15 protein-coding genes and 1 tRNA gene are annotated in these 16,621 nt (G+C 56.5%); 7 read left to right on the top strand and 9 right to left on the bottom strand.

Annotated elements, in window-relative coordinates; all coding sequences use genetic code 11:
* Positions 1–368: 368 nt before the first annotated feature.
* Together ACTG34_RS11235 and acnA are read right to left on the bottom strand one after the other, a co-directional pair.
* Positions 369–1,052, bottom strand: a complete 684-nt coding sequence (locus tag ACTG34_RS11235) for a DVUA0089 family protein (protein WP_439104998.1) — start codon at positions 1,050–1,052, stop codon at positions 369–371.
* A 182-nt stretch (positions 1,053–1,234) separates the two neighbouring features.
* Positions 1,235–3,922 carry an aconitate hydratase AcnA gene (gene acnA / locus ACTG34_RS11230; RefSeq protein WP_439104997.1) on the bottom strand — a complete coding sequence of 896 codons (2,688 nt, stop codon included), beginning with the start codon at positions 3,920–3,922 and terminating at the stop codon, positions 1,235–1,237.
* Positions 3,923–4,344: 422 nt separating this feature from the next.
* Here acnA and ACTG34_RS11225 point away from each other — a divergent pair, with 422 nt between their 5' ends.
* Complete coding sequence (locus tag ACTG34_RS11225; RefSeq protein ID WP_439104996.1) at positions 4,345–4,956, top strand: hypothetical protein; 612 nt, start codon at positions 4,345–4,347, stop codon at positions 4,954–4,956.
* Positions 4,957–5,139: 183 nt separating this feature from the next.
* A complete protein-coding gene (locus tag ACTG34_RS11220) occupies positions 5,140–5,874 on the top strand; it encodes a DUF1223 domain-containing protein (protein WP_439104995.1) in 735 nt (244 codons plus the stop codon).
* Between the two features lie 30 nt (positions 5,875–5,904).
* Here the strand turns inward: ACTG34_RS11220 and ACTG34_RS11215 are convergent, their stop codons facing one another.
* The 4 genes from ACTG34_RS11215 to purB form a co-directional block, all read right to left on the bottom strand.
* Positions 5,905–6,837: a lysophospholipid acyltransferase family protein gene (locus ACTG34_RS11215; RefSeq protein ID WP_439104994.1), complete on the bottom strand. Its 933-nt coding sequence runs from the start codon at positions 6,835–6,837 to the stop codon at positions 5,905–5,907.
* 16 nt (positions 6,838–6,853) lie between these two features.
* Positions 6,854–7,792, bottom strand: a complete 939-nt coding sequence (locus tag ACTG34_RS11210; protein WP_439104993.1) for a DMT family transporter — start codon at positions 7,790–7,792, stop codon at positions 6,854–6,856.
* 85 nt (positions 7,793–7,877) lie between these two features.
* Positions 7,878–8,981 (bottom strand): flagellar motor switch protein FliG, encoded by a 1,104-nt coding sequence (locus ACTG34_RS11205; RefSeq protein WP_439104992.1) that lies wholly within the window; start codon positions 8,979–8,981, stop codon positions 7,878–7,880.
* Between the two features lie 157 nt (positions 8,982–9,138).
* A complete protein-coding gene (gene purB / locus ACTG34_RS11200) occupies positions 9,139–10,443 on the bottom strand; it encodes an adenylosuccinate lyase (RefSeq protein WP_439104991.1) in 1,305 nt (434 codons plus the stop codon).
* 131 nt (positions 10,444–10,574) lie between these two features.
* Here purB and ACTG34_RS11195 point away from each other — a divergent pair, with 131 nt between their 5' ends.
* The 3 genes from ACTG34_RS11195 (at position 10,575) to ACTG34_RS11185 (ending at position 12,341) form a co-directional block, all read left to right on the top strand.
* Positions 10,575–10,991 (top strand): DUF6314 family protein, encoded by a 417-nt coding sequence (locus ACTG34_RS11195; RefSeq protein WP_439104990.1) that lies wholly within the window; start codon positions 10,575–10,577, stop codon positions 10,989–10,991.
* A gap of 154 nt (positions 10,992–11,145) precedes the next feature.
* Positions 11,146–11,745, top strand: a complete 600-nt coding sequence (locus ACTG34_RS11190; protein WP_439104989.1) for a biotin transporter BioY — start codon at positions 11,146–11,148, stop codon at positions 11,743–11,745.
* 107 nt (positions 11,746–11,852) lie between these two features.
* Positions 11,853–12,341 carry a GNAT family N-acetyltransferase gene (locus ACTG34_RS11185; RefSeq protein ID WP_439104988.1) on the top strand — a complete coding sequence of 163 codons (489 nt, stop codon included), beginning with the start codon at positions 11,853–11,855 and terminating at the stop codon, positions 12,339–12,341.
* Positions 12,342–12,443: 102 nt separating this feature from the next.
* On the opposite strand, the gene glnA is transcribed toward ACTG34_RS11185, so the two are convergent.
* Both glnA and ACTG34_RS11175 read right to left on the bottom strand, forming a co-directional pair.
* Positions 12,444–13,850, bottom strand: a complete 1,407-nt coding sequence (gene glnA, locus ACTG34_RS11180; protein ID WP_439104987.1) for a type I glutamate--ammonia ligase — start codon at positions 13,848–13,850, stop codon at positions 12,444–12,446.
* 87 nt (positions 13,851–13,937) lie between these two features.
* Positions 13,938–14,276: a P-II family nitrogen regulator gene (locus tag ACTG34_RS11175; protein ID WP_062215706.1), complete on the bottom strand. Its 339-nt coding sequence runs from the start codon at positions 14,274–14,276 to the stop codon at positions 13,938–13,940.
* A 175-nt stretch (positions 14,277–14,451) separates the two neighbouring features.
* Between ACTG34_RS11175 and ACTG34_RS11170 the strand changes: the two genes are divergently transcribed.
* A complete protein-coding gene (locus ACTG34_RS11170) occupies positions 14,452–15,318 on the top strand; it encodes an NAD(P)H-hydrate dehydratase (protein WP_439104986.1) in 867 nt (288 codons plus the stop codon).
* A gap of 96 nt (positions 15,319–15,414) precedes the next feature.
* Here ACTG34_RS11170 and ACTG34_RS11165 read toward each other — a convergent pair whose 3' ends face one another.
* Positions 15,415–15,723: a hypothetical protein gene (locus tag ACTG34_RS11165; RefSeq protein ID WP_439104985.1), complete on the bottom strand. Its 309-nt coding sequence runs from the start codon at positions 15,721–15,723 to the stop codon at positions 15,415–15,417.
* Between the two features lie 287 nt (positions 15,724–16,010).
* On the opposite strand from ACTG34_RS11165, the gene ACTG34_RS11160 reads away from it, so the two are divergent.
* A tRNA-Leu gene (locus ACTG34_RS11160) sits at positions 16,011–16,094 on the top strand.
* Positions 16,095–16,621 lie beyond the last annotated feature (527 nt).

The raw sequence follows: 16,621 nt of genomic DNA, 5'->3' as shown, positions 1-16,621 counted from the left end.
CACCTGACGCGCGCCTGTTGCTGGATCCGGCGCAGTGCCTGCGTGGACTTGCAATGTGTCAAAGCCGAGTTTGTTGTCCGACATCGTGGTCTCCCGATATGATGAATTGGCGGGAGACTACGCGCTCACTCCACGTGGCGCAATGTCGCAGGTGGTTAGAGCAGACCCAAAAGTAAAATTGGCAGAATAATAAGCCATTCCGTCCACGGCAGCGGGATGTGGCGGGGGAGTGTAATTGCGCGGTGGCTTTGAGGTTTGTGTTCCATCCCTAAAGTTTGGCGCAAAACCGTTACGATTTTCTTTACGTCTGGGGGTGGACAGACGGGCGCAGCCGTCAGCGGGCGCAGCCGTCAGGCGGGCCCAAATCTTCAGGCGAGAAGGGCCGCCTGGGACATCGTCGGTGCAGACTTCTTGCGCCGCCGCATCAGCATTGGCACCGCGAACGCCCCGAGCAGCAATGGCATGGACGCGGGCAGGGGCACGGCGGGGACGCCGTCCACCACAAGGTTCTCACCCGTCATTGCGATCTGGTAGTTGTACGTGGCCAGAACCGTGCCGTTTTCGGGCAGGGTGTTCCAGTTGGCCACGCCGCCATACACATTGCCGTTCAAAATGTCTGTTTGGTAGTCGATGTCATCCGCACCATTCCCGCCCCAGTTCATCCATTGTCCAACCACAGCGATATAGTCGCCCGCCGCCAAATTGACCGACAGATAGGAGTCGAGCACCTCTGGATAATTGATGTCATCATTAAAGGCGATGAGATCGTTTTCGCTGAAGTTATTGTCTGCTTCGAACAGGTAGATATAGGGGTCGAATACCCCGTCTACGGCCTCAACGCCAAACGAGAACCTGCCTTGTTCGACACTAAACGAGATCGCCGACATCTCTGTGTACCAATCAGTATCTGTGATAAAACCACGTTGGCGGGTTTGGCTCATGGTCGAGATGGACCCGTCAAACGTTGTAGAAACCGTCAAGGCTGTGGCGTCGTGGGCAATCGGCGCGAGGGCGAGTGCGATCAGGCTAGCGGTGAGGGGTCTACAGGTCATGGCGGGTCTTTCCAAAAGGCAAGGGTCGGGTGGTGGTCTGATGGTCTAAGTTGGTTAATTTATGCCCGACGAATGTGGCCCGATTGTGCCTTAACCAAGGATTAACCATGAAAAAGGCCCCGCTTGCGCGGAGCCTTTCTACAGTTTGTAAGATACGTGAGGCTCTAAACCCCCGTGGCGTCTTAGGCTTTTGCGAGGTTGCGCAGCACGTAGTGCAGCACGCCTCCGTTTTCGATGTACTCGATTTCAGGAGCTGTATCGATGCGGCACTTGACCGTGATGTCTTTGGTCGTGCCATCCGCATAGGTGATATTTGCGGTCAACTCTTGCAGCGGGGAAACGCTATCAAGACCCAAAATGGTCACTGTCTCGTCGCCCGTCAGGCCCAGAGATTTGCGGCTGTCACCACCTGTGAACTCAAACGGAACAACGCCCATACCAACCAGGTTGGAGCGGTGAATACGCTCAAAGCTTTCGGCAATCACGGCCTTGACGCCCAAGAGCGCAGTCCCTTTGGCCGCCCAGTCGCGCGACGAGCCCGCGCCGTACTGTTCGCCTGCAAAGATGACAAGCGGTGTCCCGGCCTCTTGGTACGCCATCGACGCGTCATAGATCGCCGCTTGCGCGCCGTCTGGTCCTTTGGTGTAACCGCCCTCGACGCCGTCAAGCATCTCGTTCTTGATGCGGATATTGGCAAAGGTGCCGCGCATCATGATCTGGTGGTTGCCACGACGTGAGCCGTAGGAGTTGAATTCACGCGGCGACACTTGGCGCTCGGTCAGATACTTGCCTGCCGGTGTCGATTGCGCAAATCCGCCCGCGGGGGAAATGTGGTCGGTTGTGACCATATCGCCCAAGATCGCGAGGACTTTTGCATCCGTGACGTTGGCAATCGTGCCTTTTTCCTTGGACATGCCTTGGAAATACGGCGGGTTTTGGATGTAGGTCGAGGAGGTTGGCCAATTGTAGGTCTCGCTCTCGGTTACATCGACGGCCTGCCACTTTTCGTCGCCTTTGAATACATCGGCGTATTTGGACAAGAACGCTTCGCGTGTCACGGTCTTTTCAACGAGATCGGAGATCTCTTTGTTCGTGGGCCAGATGTCTTTGAGGTACACGTCATTGCCGTTTTTGTCCGTGCCAAGTGGCTCGGTTGTCAGGTCAATGTTCATGTCACCGGCAAGGGCATAGGCGACCACGAGGGGCGGTGATGCGAGATAGTTGGCGCGCACATCGGGGGAGATACGTCCCTCAAAGTTGCGGTTGCCCGACAAGACAGCCGTTGCCACCAGATCGCCCTCGGCGATCGCGTCAGAAATCTCTTGCTGGATTGGACCTGAGTTACCGATACAGGTTGTACAGCCGTAGCCAACAAGGTTGAAACCGATCGCATCGAGGTCCTCTTGGAGGCCAGCTGCTTCAAGGTATTCCGTCACAACCTGAGAGCCGGGCGCGAGGGATGTTTTCACCCAAGGCTTGCGGTTCAGACCCAATTCGCGTGCTTTGCGCGCCACAAGGCCCGCACCGATCATCACGTAAGGATTGGATGTGTTGGTACATGAGGTGATGGAGGCGATCACAACCTTGCCCGAGGACATAGTGTAATCTTCGCCTTTCACGGCGACCTCTTTGCCTTGTTCGCGCTTGAACGTGTTCTCCATCTCGCCTGCAAAGGCAGATTTGGATGCGGTCAACGCCACGTAGTCTTGTGGGCGTTTTGGACCCGAGATGGCAGGCACGATTTCGCCCATGTCCAGTTCAAGTGTCGAGGTGTAGACAGGTGCGTAATCCGCATCGCGCCAAAAGCCGTTCTCTTTGGCATAGGCTTCGACGAGGGCCACGCGATCTTCGTCACGGCCTGTTTGTTTGAGGTAGCGCAGGGTTTCATCATCAATCGGGAAGAAACCACAGGTTGCACCATACTCAGGCGCCATGTTGGCAATGGTCGAGCGGTCTGCGAGCGGCAGACGGTCAAGGCCTTCGCCGTAGAACTCGACGAATTTGCCAACCACACCGTGGGCGCGCAGCATTTCAACGACTTTGAGCACGAGATCGGTGGCAGTCGTGCCCTCGACCATCGCACCGGTCAGTTTGAAACCGACAACTTCGGGGATAAGCATCGAGATTGGCTGGCCAAGCATGGCGGCCTCAGCCTCGATGCCGCCAACGCCCCAACCCAGAACGGCCAAACCGTTGACCATGGTTGTGTGGCTGTCAGTGCCCACGAGCGTATCGGGGTATGCCACTTCGACGCCGTTCTGGTCTTTGTCGGTCCAAACGGTCTGTGCGAGGTATTCCACGTTCACCTGGTGACAGATGCCTGTGCCCGGTGGCACAACGCGGAAGTTTTCAAACGCGGTCTGACCCCATTTGAGGAACTGGTAGCGCTCCATGTTGCGCTCGTATTCGCGGTCCACGTTCATTTGGAACGCGCGCGGGTTGCCGAACTCGTCGATCATGACGGAGTGGTCAATCACGAGGTCGACGGGAACCAGCGGGTTAATCTTTTTGGCATCGCCACCCAAGGCTTTGATACCGTCACGCATGGCAGCGAGGTCGACAACGGCGGGAACGCCGGTGAAATCCTGCATCAACACGCGGGCAGGGCGGTAGGCGATCTCACGCGGGTTTTTACCACCGTTTGCGCCCCATTCGGAAAACGCCTTGATGTCATCGGTGGAGACGGAGAAACCGCCGTCCTCAAACCGCAAGATGTTCTCGAGCACCACTTTGAGCGATGCAGGCAGTTTGGAGAAATCACCAAAACCGGCCTCTTGTGCGGCGGGAATTGAGTAATAGGCGAGTTTCTTGCCGTTCACGTCGAGCGTGCGGCGGGTTTTTGCGGTGTCATTACCGACAACAACTGTCATGGGGCTTGGCCTCCCTGGCTGGATAAGGGGTTTGCTGACCTGCTTTTGACGGGTTTTGCGAGTCCAATCAAGGGGGCGATTGCGCTTTTGTATACTATTGCACACAAAAAGACGCATGATGGTTGATATTCCTGACATGGTTTGCGCTAACAGCACGAATTTACGCATTTGGCGCGTGCTAATTCATGCCATGCGGGCGCCCTAGACACCACATAGCGGGTCGATCGCCATAACATCAGGGCCGCTTAACTCATGTTTGTCGAAAATTATGTGCGGATTAATTGAGTGGTAACACATGCAGCACATAACGGGGCCAAGCTTTAGCTCATACCGCGTTGGGCAATGGATAAAGCCTACACATTCTCAATCGCGTCGAATGCGCGGTTACGGCCCTCAGTGTCCCCTGAATAAAGGAATTTAACATGTTTAAAACGCCCGTAAAATACAGCCGTTTGATGTCTTTGCTCTTAGCTGCCCCGCTTGCCGCTTTGTGCGCTACTCCCGTGTTGGCTGCCGATGGCAATTCCGACAACGAGTATGCGCCACATATGGAAATGTATATGACGCTCACAGTTGCCAACTGGATGTCGGACGCGACCTTATTGGACGCTATTCGAGCACAAAATGCCAAAACATCGGGCTTGAGTGAGGCTGAAATCATTGCCTTGGATGATGAATGGCGTGCCTCTGACGAGACCGGCGCATTGCAACGCGGTGTTTTGGAAACTGCCTCAAGCGATTTTCTGCGCGACATGGTTGCGGGCTCTGACGGCATGGTGAGCGAAGTGTTCGTAACCGATGCGGTTGGCCTCAATGTCGCAGCGTCCGTAGCCACATCGGACTACTGGCAAGGCGATGAAGATAAGTTCTCAATGACCTACAGTGTCGGCGTGGACGCAATCCACGTTGGAGACATGGAAGTCGACGCCTCCACAGGCGCCTACCAAGGCCAGGCATCGATGACGATCACGGACCCTGATACCGGCGCGCCGATTGGCTCTGTCACGGTCGGCCTATTGCCTGATTTCTTCTAGGGATGTCGATCCCGTCCTTCCGACTGTTCATCGTCTGAGATTGCGCGCCTGGTTTCCCCTCATGGCGCGCACTTTCTATTTGGTGTTGCGCTGATTGCCCGATTGTAACAGCTTCTCGCAATTGGTTGATTGGCGTGTGGGCCGCACGTTGGATAGAACGGACGTAGCAAACAGGAGACGCGGATGCGACAGGTTCTAACAGGTTTGGTCTTTGCGGCTCTGACAGCCACAAGTGCTCAGGCACAAGAGACTGCACGCGGACAGGACGCGCATATGACGCCCACTGTTGTGGTCGAGCTATTTACATCGCAAGGCTGTTCGTCATGTCCGCCCGCAGATGCCCTAATGGCCGAGTTGTCTGAACTGGACGGGATTTTGCCGCTTTCGTTACATGTCGATTATTGGGATTACATCGGGTGGAAAGATGCATTTGCCCAAGCCAAGTTCACAGATCGTCAGCGCGCCTATGCACGCGCGGCGGGTGAGCGCTCCATTTACACCCCGCAAATGATCGTGCAAGGGGTGGATCACGTGGTCGGGTTCAAGCCTATGGTTCTGGCCGAGCAGATTACACGGAGGCAGGCACAATCAGGCGCGGTTCCGGTGGCTTTGCACGCAGTGAAACAAGGGACGTCTTTGAAGATTTCGGCGCAGGCCACGGGCGCGTTGCCGCCCAAGATGGTCGTGCAGCTCGTACGGTTCGATCCGCATCACAGAGTTGAAATCCGGCGCGGTGAAAACGCGGGGCGCATTGTGGATTACACCAACACGGTCACCGAATGGACCCCTGTGGCCGATTGGGACGGCAAAGCGCCGCTCTCCGTTGTCGTGCCCGTCGTGGGGGAGGCTCGTGCGGCGGTGATTTTACAAGTGCGCGAGGCCGGCGCGATTGTCGCGGCGGTCGTGGCCGACCACTAATCTGCTGTATATCTTCGTATCTTAGCGCGGTTACGATGGGCCCATCTTCTTGGCGCGCTTTGCGTCAATTAAAGCCACTTTTTCAGGCTTCCAGCGGCGGTGAATCCAGAACCATTGTTCCATATGCTGCCGCGTGACCGCCTCAAGGCTATCATTGAGTGCTTGGGTCATGTCCTCGGGCGTGGTGTGTGCAATGGGTGGCTCGACCTGCACCTTGAACGACAGGCCATCCTCTTGGCGTATGCCGTAGATCGGAATGACTAAGGCGTTGTATTTTAACGCCAGTTCAGCGGCCGACAGCGCAGTCATCGCGGGTTTGCCAAAATACGATAGCTTTGCGCCGCCCCCGTTGAACACGTCGACCAGAAACCCGATCATGCCGCCCCCGGATAAGTGACGCAAAAGCCGCGCAAACCCGCGCCGCCCGCGTGGAAAAATCGGCTGGCCAATCGCGCCAATCGCCTGTTCATAGTGGGCATTGAAAAACGGGTTTCGCATCGGGTTGTAAAGTGCGCCAAGATTGAAACCCTGCGCATTCAACGCGCCGCGTGGCACATCGTAATTGCCGAAATGCCCCGTCACTAGAATGACGGGGGTGCGGTTGTCGCGCGCTGCATAAAGCGCCTCAACACCCGCCCCCTCAAAGGGCACTGATTTCATCCGCTCGACAAACGCGTCGCCTGAATAAATCTCCATCAACGTGCGTCCGGCGTTATCCGTCACGCCGCGCATCAGCCGTTTCACCTCACGGTGCGGCAAATCTGGCATCACATAGTTCAGGTTCGCGGCCACGCGCGCGTTATATCCCGCAAGCGGCCCGATGATACGCGATGTGATCCAGCCAACCATGCGCACGCGGGGACCATAGGGCAACAAAAACGCCACACGAAACACCGCGCGAATGGCGAGGTTTTGCAAGTAATGTTTCAACGAGCCTTCTAGATCTGCGCGCTTGATCTTCATGGGAGTAGGGGCCTGCCTATGTTGCTCTTTTGGATGCGGCGCGGGCCACAGTTGGTCCACGTGTTTCGCGGTGCCAGACATAAAGGCCCGCCGATACGATCACAAGAGCGCCGAAAATAGTGTAGACGTCAGGCCATGTGTCAAAGATGAGCACACCCCACAGGGAGGCTGTGATCAATCCTGCGTAGGAAAACGGGGCGACTGCAGAGGCTTCGGCAGTCGAATAGGCTTGGATCATCGTCAATTGCGCGAATGTGCCGATCAGGCCGATCAGCGCCATTAGGCCCCATGTTGTGGCGTCCGGCGTCACCCACCGGAATGGCACGATGAGGATCATAACACCCGCTCCGAATATACCCGAATAGATCAGGCCGGTTTGCACGGGTTCGGACTTGCCAATATAGCGGGTCGCAATGGCGTAGCCTGCGATGCACACAGCCGTGCCAAGGGGCCAAAGGGCGGCGGGCGTGAAAACATCGCCGGTGGGGCGGATCACGATCAACGCCCCGATCATGGCGGTGGCAATGCCAAATGCGCGGCGTGGTCCAACCCGTTCCTTGAGAAGAAGTGCCGCCCCCAAAGTGATCATAACAGGGGCCAAATCGGCCACGGCGGTGGCCTCGGCCAGCCCCACGGTTTTCAGCGCGATAAAGAAACAGGCGGCGGCCGCCAGTTGGAAGACCGCCCGCACCCATTGCAGGCGTGGGTAATCCGTGCGCAACAGGCGTGGTATGTTGCGGTGAAACAGCACAAGAAGAATGAGAAGTTGCCCGCCATAGCGCGCCAAAAGAACTTGGCTCACATCAACCCGTTGACCCAGTAGTTTTGCAACGCCGTCCATCAGCGAAAAACTCGTCACACTGACAAGCATAAACAAGATGCCTTTGGTGGCATCGGGGAGGCGGGAAAACCAGATCATAAGCGGACGGTAGGGATGGGACGTGGCTTTGTCCATATGGTCAAAGTGGCCGCGCTTGCACAGGAGATAGGCGCAAATTGCCCAGCTTATGTTTCGATGTGATCATGCCGGGTTGCAGGCATCAATCATCCCCCGTCAAAAGGAATATCTCGCCTGCGGCTTCCAATTCGCGGATCGCGGTCACAACTGCCGTCATGGCAACCTCTGCATCCGCCTCTTTGACGCTGCCGAGGTTCGCCATCTCTTCGCGCAACCCGTCTGCCATTCGTTTGGACATGTTGCTCAGGATGAATTCGCGCGATGCCTCTGCGTCTCCGGTGGCCCCTGCGAGCGCTTTGACAAGCGCGTCTTGTTCAACTTCGCGGATGACTTTGGAGACATCGCGCGCATCGACGCGGGTCGCGATATTTGCAAAGGTAAAGATGTTTTTGCGCACTTCCTCTGCGAATTCTTTGTCGCGCTCGTCCAATCCCTCAAGGACGCCATCACGGGTGGAGGCACTTGAAAAGTTCAAAATGGCGCCGACACGTTCGGTGGGCGCATCTGCAAAGGCTTTGGGCGGCTGGCTATCGAGTTGACCGGCCACCGAAATGCCAATGCGTTGAACCACACCCGGCGAGACAGATGCGGTTTTAGAAATCGCATAGGCCACACGGCGGGCGCGATCGCCGGGGATCAACGATAAGAGTGCGGCAGCTTTGGCCACTTTGAGTTTGGACAAGATCACAGCGCAGACTTCGACGCTTTCGGTTTCCAAAATTGGCAAGAGGCGTTCGGGATCAATGTCGGCAATGCGCTCCCACGGATCACCCGTGAGCGAAAAGCCCGCCTGTTTGCGCAGTTTTGCGGCCGTGTCGGGCGAAATTGTCCCGTCTAGTAAATTCAACGCGCCCTCAAGACCGCCTGGAAAGCTGACCCCAATGGCCTCCAGTTCCTCAAGAAATTCCTCAACCACGGCAATCATCGTTTCGCGGTCAATGTGGCGCAGATCGGTCATCTGGCGGGCCAGTTCAACCTGAGTTCTCTCGGGGAAATGTGACAGCGAGAGTTTGACTTCCTCGGAGGCCAGAATGCGCACGATCACCGCCGCTTTCGCCTTTTTCGACAGTTGCGTAGGCATGCGCGACACGGTTGATGGGAAATCCATATCACCAAACCCGCCGCCCATCGTGCCAAGCGCAGGGAGGTCGTCCATCTCGTCCGAAATTTGCGGTAGCCCGTCCACGCGTTTTGCTCGCCTTTGTCACCTCGTTGCGTCCACGTGTAAGGCGAGACCCTTAACGCTTCGCTACTTACCGTCCTGTTTTTTTGTGAAAATGCGAATAAAAAAGCCCCCGCGCCATGGTCGGGCGCGGGGGCAATTGATCTACGTTTATAACGGTTTACTCGCCAAACACGCGTTTAAAAATCGTGTCGACGTGCTTGGTGTGATAGTCCATGTCGAATTTGGCGCGAATGCCATCTTCGCCAAGGGCCGCAACCACCTCGTCATCCGCGAGCAACAACTCTTGGAAATCAAGGCGCTCCTCCCAGACTTTAAGCGCGTTGCGTTGCACCATGGAATAGGCACCCTCACGCGATACACCCGCTTGGGTGAGCGCCAAAAGAACGCGCTGGGACATCACGAGACCCGGGAATTTGTTCATGTTATCGAGCATGTTGTCAGGGAAAATCAACATCTTGTCGACGACACCCGTCAAACGGTTGAGCGCGAAATCAAGCGTCACGGTGCTATCGGGACCAATCGCGCGTTCTACGGACGAGTGCGAAATATCGCGCTCGTGCCACAGCGTCACGTTTTCCATCGCGGGAACGACCGACATGCGCACCAAGCGGGCCAGACCTGTGAGGTTCTCGGTCAACACAGGGTTCTTTTTGTGTGGCATCGCCGATGAGCCTTTTTGGCCCGCAGAGAAAAACTCTGCACCCTCAAGGACTTCGGTGCGCTGCATATGGCGAATTTCAGTGGCCACGTTTTCGATAGACGAGGCAATCACACCGAGCACGGCAAAGAACATTGCGTGGCGGTCGCGCGGGATGACTTGTGTTGAGATCGGCTCGGGCGATAGGCCCAACTTTTCGCACACATGTTCCTCGACGCGTGGGTCGATGTTGGCGAATGTGCCGACGGCACCCGAAATAGCGCCAGTGGCGATCTCTGCGCGGGCCTGCTTGAGGCGCGCAAGGTTGCGGTCCATTTCGGCGTAGAACCGTGCAAAGGTCAGACCCATTGTGGTCGGCTCGGCGTGGATGCCGTGCGAGCGGCCAACGCGGACGGTCATTTTGTGCTCGAGAGCGCGTTTTTTGAGTGCGGCCAGAAGCGCCTCGAGGTCTTTGACCAGAATGTCAGAGGCGCGCACGAGCTGTACGTTGAAACAGGTGTCCAAAACGTCCGAGGATGTCATGCCCTGATGGACAAACCGCGCCTCGTCGGAGCCGACATGCTCAGCGAGGTGGGTCAGAAACGCGATGACGTCATGTTTGGTGACCGCTTCGATTTCATCAATGCGGGCCACGTCGAACTCGACGTCTTTGGCTTTCCACACAGCATCAGCGTTTTCGCGTGGGATCACGCCAAGATCGGCTTGGGCGTCACAGGCGTGGGCCTCGATCTCGTACCAGATTTTGAACTTGGTGGCGGGTTCCCAGATGTCGACCATCTCTTTGCGGGCATAGCGGGGGATCATCGGCGGACCTTTCCGTTTGAGCAGGGATTTCGCCCGCGTCTTTACGCGGGGGGAAGGCAAAGGGCAAGAGCGCGGGGTTGCAGCCACACCATGTGCAGGCGTATTTAATCATCACAGCAGCGAGGGCGGACATGCGACAACTCATCGACTTTGACGGGACATGGCACATCACCCGCACAATCACCGATTTCACAGGTGGGCCAAACGCGCAGTTGGTTGGACAGTGCAGCTTTACCCCTCACGATGGCGGCCTTGTTCAGGCAGAGGTCGGCACCTTGCAGTTTGCGGGCGCATCCGTCGCTCTCAAGGCCGAAAGGCGCTATACGTGGACCTCTCAAGGGTTTGATATCGCAGTTTATTTTGATGATGGGCGATTTTTTCATGCCTTTGATCCGCGTGGGGATGTGGTAAGTGCCACGCATGATTGCCCGCCCGATCGTTATGATGTCACCTACGACTTTTCGGCGTGGCCCATATGGCAGGTGACGTGGCGCGTTCACGGCCCGCGCAAAGACTACACATCACGCACCGAATTTTCACGCAGTTGAGGCGGGCGGTTTGCAAATTGCGCGTTCGGGTTTGCAGAGACTTTGCGAATTTGCCCGAATTTGGGGTCGCGCCCTCTCTATGCGCTTGCCCTTGAGGCACGCATGGGGCAAAATCGCCATCAACACTATTAATCTCGCGGGAAAGGGATGATCCATGGCGATTGCAATGACCGATAAAGTGCTTGCCGAAGCATTTGGCGCAAATGAGGGCACCGCATTGCGGGCCAAGCAAGTGGCGCTTGTCGTCGCAGGTGTGATGATCCTTGCGATCTCCGCCAAAATTGCCGTTCCAATGTGGCCCGTGCCGATCACGATGGGCACCTTTGCAGTGCTCTCGCTTGGCGCAGCTTACGGTCCTCGCCTCGGCCTTGCCACCATCGCGCTTTACATGCTCGTCGGTGCGCTCGGTTTTGACGTTTTTGCAGGCTCCTCCGCTGAGGCGCATGGCATCACCTACATGATGGGCGGCACAGGCGGCTACCTTGTGGGTTACGTTCTGGCGACTGTCGCACTCGGCATGGCCGCACGCGCCGGTTGGGATCGCAGCCCCGTGAAGATGGCCGGTGCCATGCTTTTGGGTAACGCATTGATCTACGTCCCCGGCCTGATTTGGCTCGCCGTTCTGTACGGTGTGGACAAGCCGATCCTTGCATGGGGTTTGACACCCTTCCTCATCGGTGACGCGCTCAAGCTCGCCCTTGCAGCAATGGTTCTGCCCGCTGCATGGAAGTTCGTCGGCCGCGCCCGCGGCTAAGGCGTGATCAAAATTGAATAGCAAAGGGGCGTGCCGTAGGGCGCGCCCTTTTTGTATGGGCGGACGGGCGTCCAGACATCAATGTCGCGACATGTTAAAGTGCCCACATGGTTGCAGCTAAAACATATGACTTTCGCCGTGTGACACGCGATGATGTGGCGATGCTCTGTCAGTGGCAAGCGCGCCCCCATGTGCGTGCGTGGTGGGGGTCAACCGATCCGTATAATGACAAGGCGATAAACGATCCGCGTGTCTCGCGTTTCATCGTGTCATCGCACGATCACCCCTTTGCGTTTATGCAAGATTACACCGTGCATGGATGGGACGATCATCATTTTGCCAGCTTACCAAAAGGCGCGCGAGGCATTGATCAATACATCGCAGAGCCCGACATGGTGGGCCTGGGGCATGGAACGGCGTTTATCGGCGCACGCATGCAGGCGTTGTTTGAGGCAGGCGCGCCCGTGATCGCGACCGACCCGCACCCAGACAACCACCGCGCAATAGCGGTCTATACAAAGTTGGGGTTTAGGCCCGCCGGACCATCCCGAGAGACCAAGTGGGGTTTGATCCTACCGATGCTCGCGGCACGCTAAACTGTCCCAGATGACAGTCTTGTCGGGAAAATTAAGCGCATCACATGCAAAAAGGGCCACCCACATGGGCGGCCCTTTTCAATTCCGTAATACGTCCGCTGATTAGCAGGAGTAGTACATTTTGTACTCGATGGGGTGAGGTGTGTGCTCGTAGGCGTACACTTCGTTCCATTTCAGGCCCATGTAGCCTTCGATCTGACCTTTGGTGAACACGTCGCCTGCAAGCAGGAAGTCCATGTCTTTTTCCAACTCTTCGAGGGCTTCGCGCAGCGAGGCACAGACAGTCGGGATGCCGGCCAACTCTTCGGGTGGCAGGTCGTACAGGTCTTTGTCTGATGCAGGGCCCGGATCGATCTTGTTCTTGATGCCGTCGAGGCCGGCCATGAGCAGGGCCGCAAAGCACAGGTACGGGTTGGCAGATGGATCGGGGAAACGTGCTTCGACGCGTTTCGCCTTGGGGGATTCCGACCACGGGATACGAACACAACCGGAGCGGTTGGACGCGGAATACGCACGCAAAACAGGAGCTTCAAAGCCTGGGATCAAGCGCTTGTAGGAGTTTGTCGACGGGTTTGTGAAGGCGTTCAGCGCTTTGGCGTGCTTCAAGATGCCGCCAATGAACCACAATGCTTCGTCAGACAGATCTGCGTATTTGTCGCCTGCAAAGAGCGGCTTGCCGTCTTTCCAGATGGACATATTCACGTGCATGCCTGTGCCGTTGTCGCCTGCGATCGGCTTGGGCATAAACGTTGCTGTTTTGCCGTAAGCGTGTGCCACGTTGTGGACAACGTATTTGTATTTTTGAAGCTCGTCGGCCTGCTTTGTCAGCGAGCCAAAGATGAGACCAAGCTCGTGCTGGCAAGACGCCACTTCGTGGTGGTGCTTGTCGACTTTCATGCCCATGTTGGCCATCGTGGTCAGCATTTCGCCACGGATGTCTTGACCATCGTCAATCGGGTTGACGGGGAAGTAGCCGCCTTTGATGCCCGGACGGTGGCCTGTGTTGCCCATTTCGTACTCGGTGTCGGAGTTCCATGCCGCGTCAAGTGCGTCGACGGAGAAGGACACTTTGTTCATTTCAACGGAGTAGCGCACATCGTCGAACAAGAAGAACTCAGCCTCAGGACCACAGTAGAACGTGTCGCCAATGCCCGAAGCGACCAAGTATGCTTCGGCTTTTTCGGCTGTGCCGCGTGGGTCACGGTCGTAGGCTTCGCCAGTGTCGGGCTCAACCACGGAACAGTGAATGCACAGTGTTTTTTCGGCGTAGAACGGATCGATGTAGGCTGAATCCGGATCGAGGATCAGTTTCATGTCGGACTGGTCGATGGATTTCCAACCTTCGATGGATGAGCCATCAAACATGAAGCCCTCTTCGAAGAAATCTTCGTCCACTTCGGTGTGGCGCAGGGTAACGTGCTGCAACTTGCCACGTGGGTCGGTGAAACGGACGTCGACGTATTGTACGTCTTCGTCTTTGATGGTCTTGAGAACGTCTTTGATGCCCATGGTGACCTAGTTCCTTTAGCTATGAGTGTTTCTTACGAGATGGGTTGAACGGACGAACGGGCGGATAAATCCACCATATGCCCTGTCTTAAAGCGCGTCTTCGCCAGACTCGCCTGTGCGGATACGGATCGCCTGTTCGACGGGCGATACGAAAATTTTGCCGTCACCGATTTTGTCGGTTTTTGCGGCCGCGATGATCGCCTCACAGGCGCCATCCACTTGGTCATCTGACAAGACAACTTCGATTTTAACTTTGGGCAGGAAGTCCACGACATATTCCGCACCGCGGTAAAGCTCTGTGTGGCCTTTCTGGCGCCCGAACCCTTTGACCTCAACTACGGAAAGACCCTGAACACCAATCTCTTGGAGCGCTTCTTTCACTTCGTCGAGTTTAAAAGGCTTGATGATCGCTTCGATCTTTTTCATGGACCTTCGACTCCCTAAACTGCATTCGCGATCCGTCAGACCACTTCTCAAAAGCCGCCACAATCGGCTAGGCTAAGCATATCTCAGAGTGCCCACAGGATTCCACCCATTTGCTTATAATTTGTGCAATGTGGATTCGAAATAGGCATTTTGAAAACTTTTTAGGCAGGCGCACATGAATGATGCTCAATTGTTAGCCCTTACTGCAGAGATCAAAGACCAGCTGCGCAAATCGTCTCATGATCACAAGTTCACTCACGGGCACGCGCTTATCTTGTCTGGCCCAAGTGGCCATACGGGGGCTGCGCGCCTTGCGGCCCGTGGTGCGCTTCGTGTCGGGGCGGGGCTTGTGAGTGTGGCAACGCCACATGAGGCATTGGCCGAAAACGCAGCCCATCTGACCGCCATTATGCTCACCGAGGTTGATACGCCGGAAGCGTTAACTGCGACGCTCATGGATGCTCGGATCACGGCGCTTTGTGTTGGTCCGGCGTTTGGGATCGCGCGGGCAGGGGCGTTTTTGCCCGCTGTTCTCGCGGCCAATCGACCGACCGTGATTGATGCCGATGCGCTCACCGCCTTGGCCTCGCTCGGGTTTGACGCGGTGCACCCCGCCTGTGTGCTCACGCCGCACGCAGGTGAGTTCAAGCGTCTGTTCCCTGACATTGCTGCCAAAATTGACGCCGTTGCAACCAAAGGCACATCCTATTCCAAAATCGACGCGACCCGCGCCGCGGCAAAGCGCGCGGGGTGCACGGTTCTGTTGAAAGGGGCCGAGACGGTGATCGCGTCTGCCGATGGGCGGGCGGTCACGCATGGCGCGGTTGGTGGGCGCGCGGCGCCTTGGCTCGCGACAGCGGGGTCGGGGGATGTTCTGGCGGGGATGATTGCGGGGCTTTTGGCGCGCGGATTTACGCCGCAAGACGCCGCGCAAACCGGCGCTTATCTACATGTCGAGGCGGCGCGCGTTGTTGGCGCGGGCCTAATTGCCGAAGATTTACCTGACGCGGTGCCGCATGTCTTTCGTGCTTTGGGGCTTTAGGGGCGGCGGAGCTAACGCTTCACGACCCTAAGCCGCAACAAAGCCGCCCGCATTTAGGGGGCGGCTTTTTATACTGCGTGGAGCCGTGCAGAGCGCTTACGCCGCGATGGCCTCGCCCGTGTCCGTTTTGATTTGCAGACCATCCGCATAGATCACCTCGACGCGGTCAAAGGTGAGCTGAAACCGGTGCGGGGCAGGCGTATCAACTCCGCGCAGCACCTTCATGCCAGAGCGCGTAATAATCCGGTCGCCAGGTTCAAGGTACTCGACCGGAAGTGCGCCATCGGCGGTCATGATTTTTGTTCCCATCGGCAAGCCTGCCGAGAAATCGGGAAGAAAGTCGGAAATGCGCAACCGTAAGGACGGATTCGGTCCTTGGTCACGACGCGTGTCTTTTCTAGACATGTCGCCCTCGCTCGTTTTTTATCTGCCTCAGTTTTTTCTCAAAACTATGGCAATAAATGGTTAACGCCTAGGGCCATTTTGTGGCACGCCTGCTTTTGATTGGGAGGAATGACGAGAATATCACGCATTTCATTGCCAGCATGGCGGGGCGCGTTCCCTTTTCGACACCGCGCCCACCGTGGTGGCCATGATTTCGAGTGGCATTAAGATGCAAATGTTCTTGAGGAACCTGTGCAATTGATCTTGTGCCTTGCGCCGTCTCACGGTATCAGTCGCGCAAATCGGATGCGGGTGTGGCGGAATTGGTAGACGCACCAGATTTAGGTTCTGGCGCCTATGGCGTGGGGGTTCGAGTCCCTTCACCCGCACCATTTTGATTTCATTCACTTAAAGACGAATTATCGCACGGTTTGCCGCGTGCAACGGGCCGCTATCTGTGTGATATTTAATGCAGGCTGCGCTCGTGCATGGGCTACATGTGTCTGAACGCTGTGGTCCATATGCCGTTCTGGCAACCTGTCTGTCGGGGTGCAGCATTCAGATATCGACGCAATGGGCTCCACTGCGCGGTTGAGCTGTTCGCACAGGTTAAACAGATCAAACGTCGCATCCTACGACGGTGTCAGAGCCGAATGTTAGGCATCGATTTCCAAGAACTTATAAAATTATCAAGACGAATGTCGCGCTAGGGGCGGCGAGATGCGGTGGGTTGTTCCATTTCCCCCAAGGGGCGTGCACGATATCATATGTTATCTGTCCGAGCAGTCGTATACCAGTTTTGCCATATGACCATAGCGCGTTCACGCGTTGACGCAGGGGGGCAAACATGTCTTTTTCTGCGATAAATTCGAATATGCGCAAATCACTGGAGATGCCCCATGAGCACTGATATTTTCAC

This window comes from Celeribacter marinus, assembly GCF_965656515.1.
Classification (GTDB): domain Bacteria; phylum Pseudomonadota; class Alphaproteobacteria; order Rhodobacterales; family Rhodobacteraceae; genus Celeribacter; species Celeribacter marinus_D.
The sequence above is the reverse complement of the archived record's forward strand: the minus strand, read 5'-3'. Positions and strand labels throughout refer to the sequence as shown.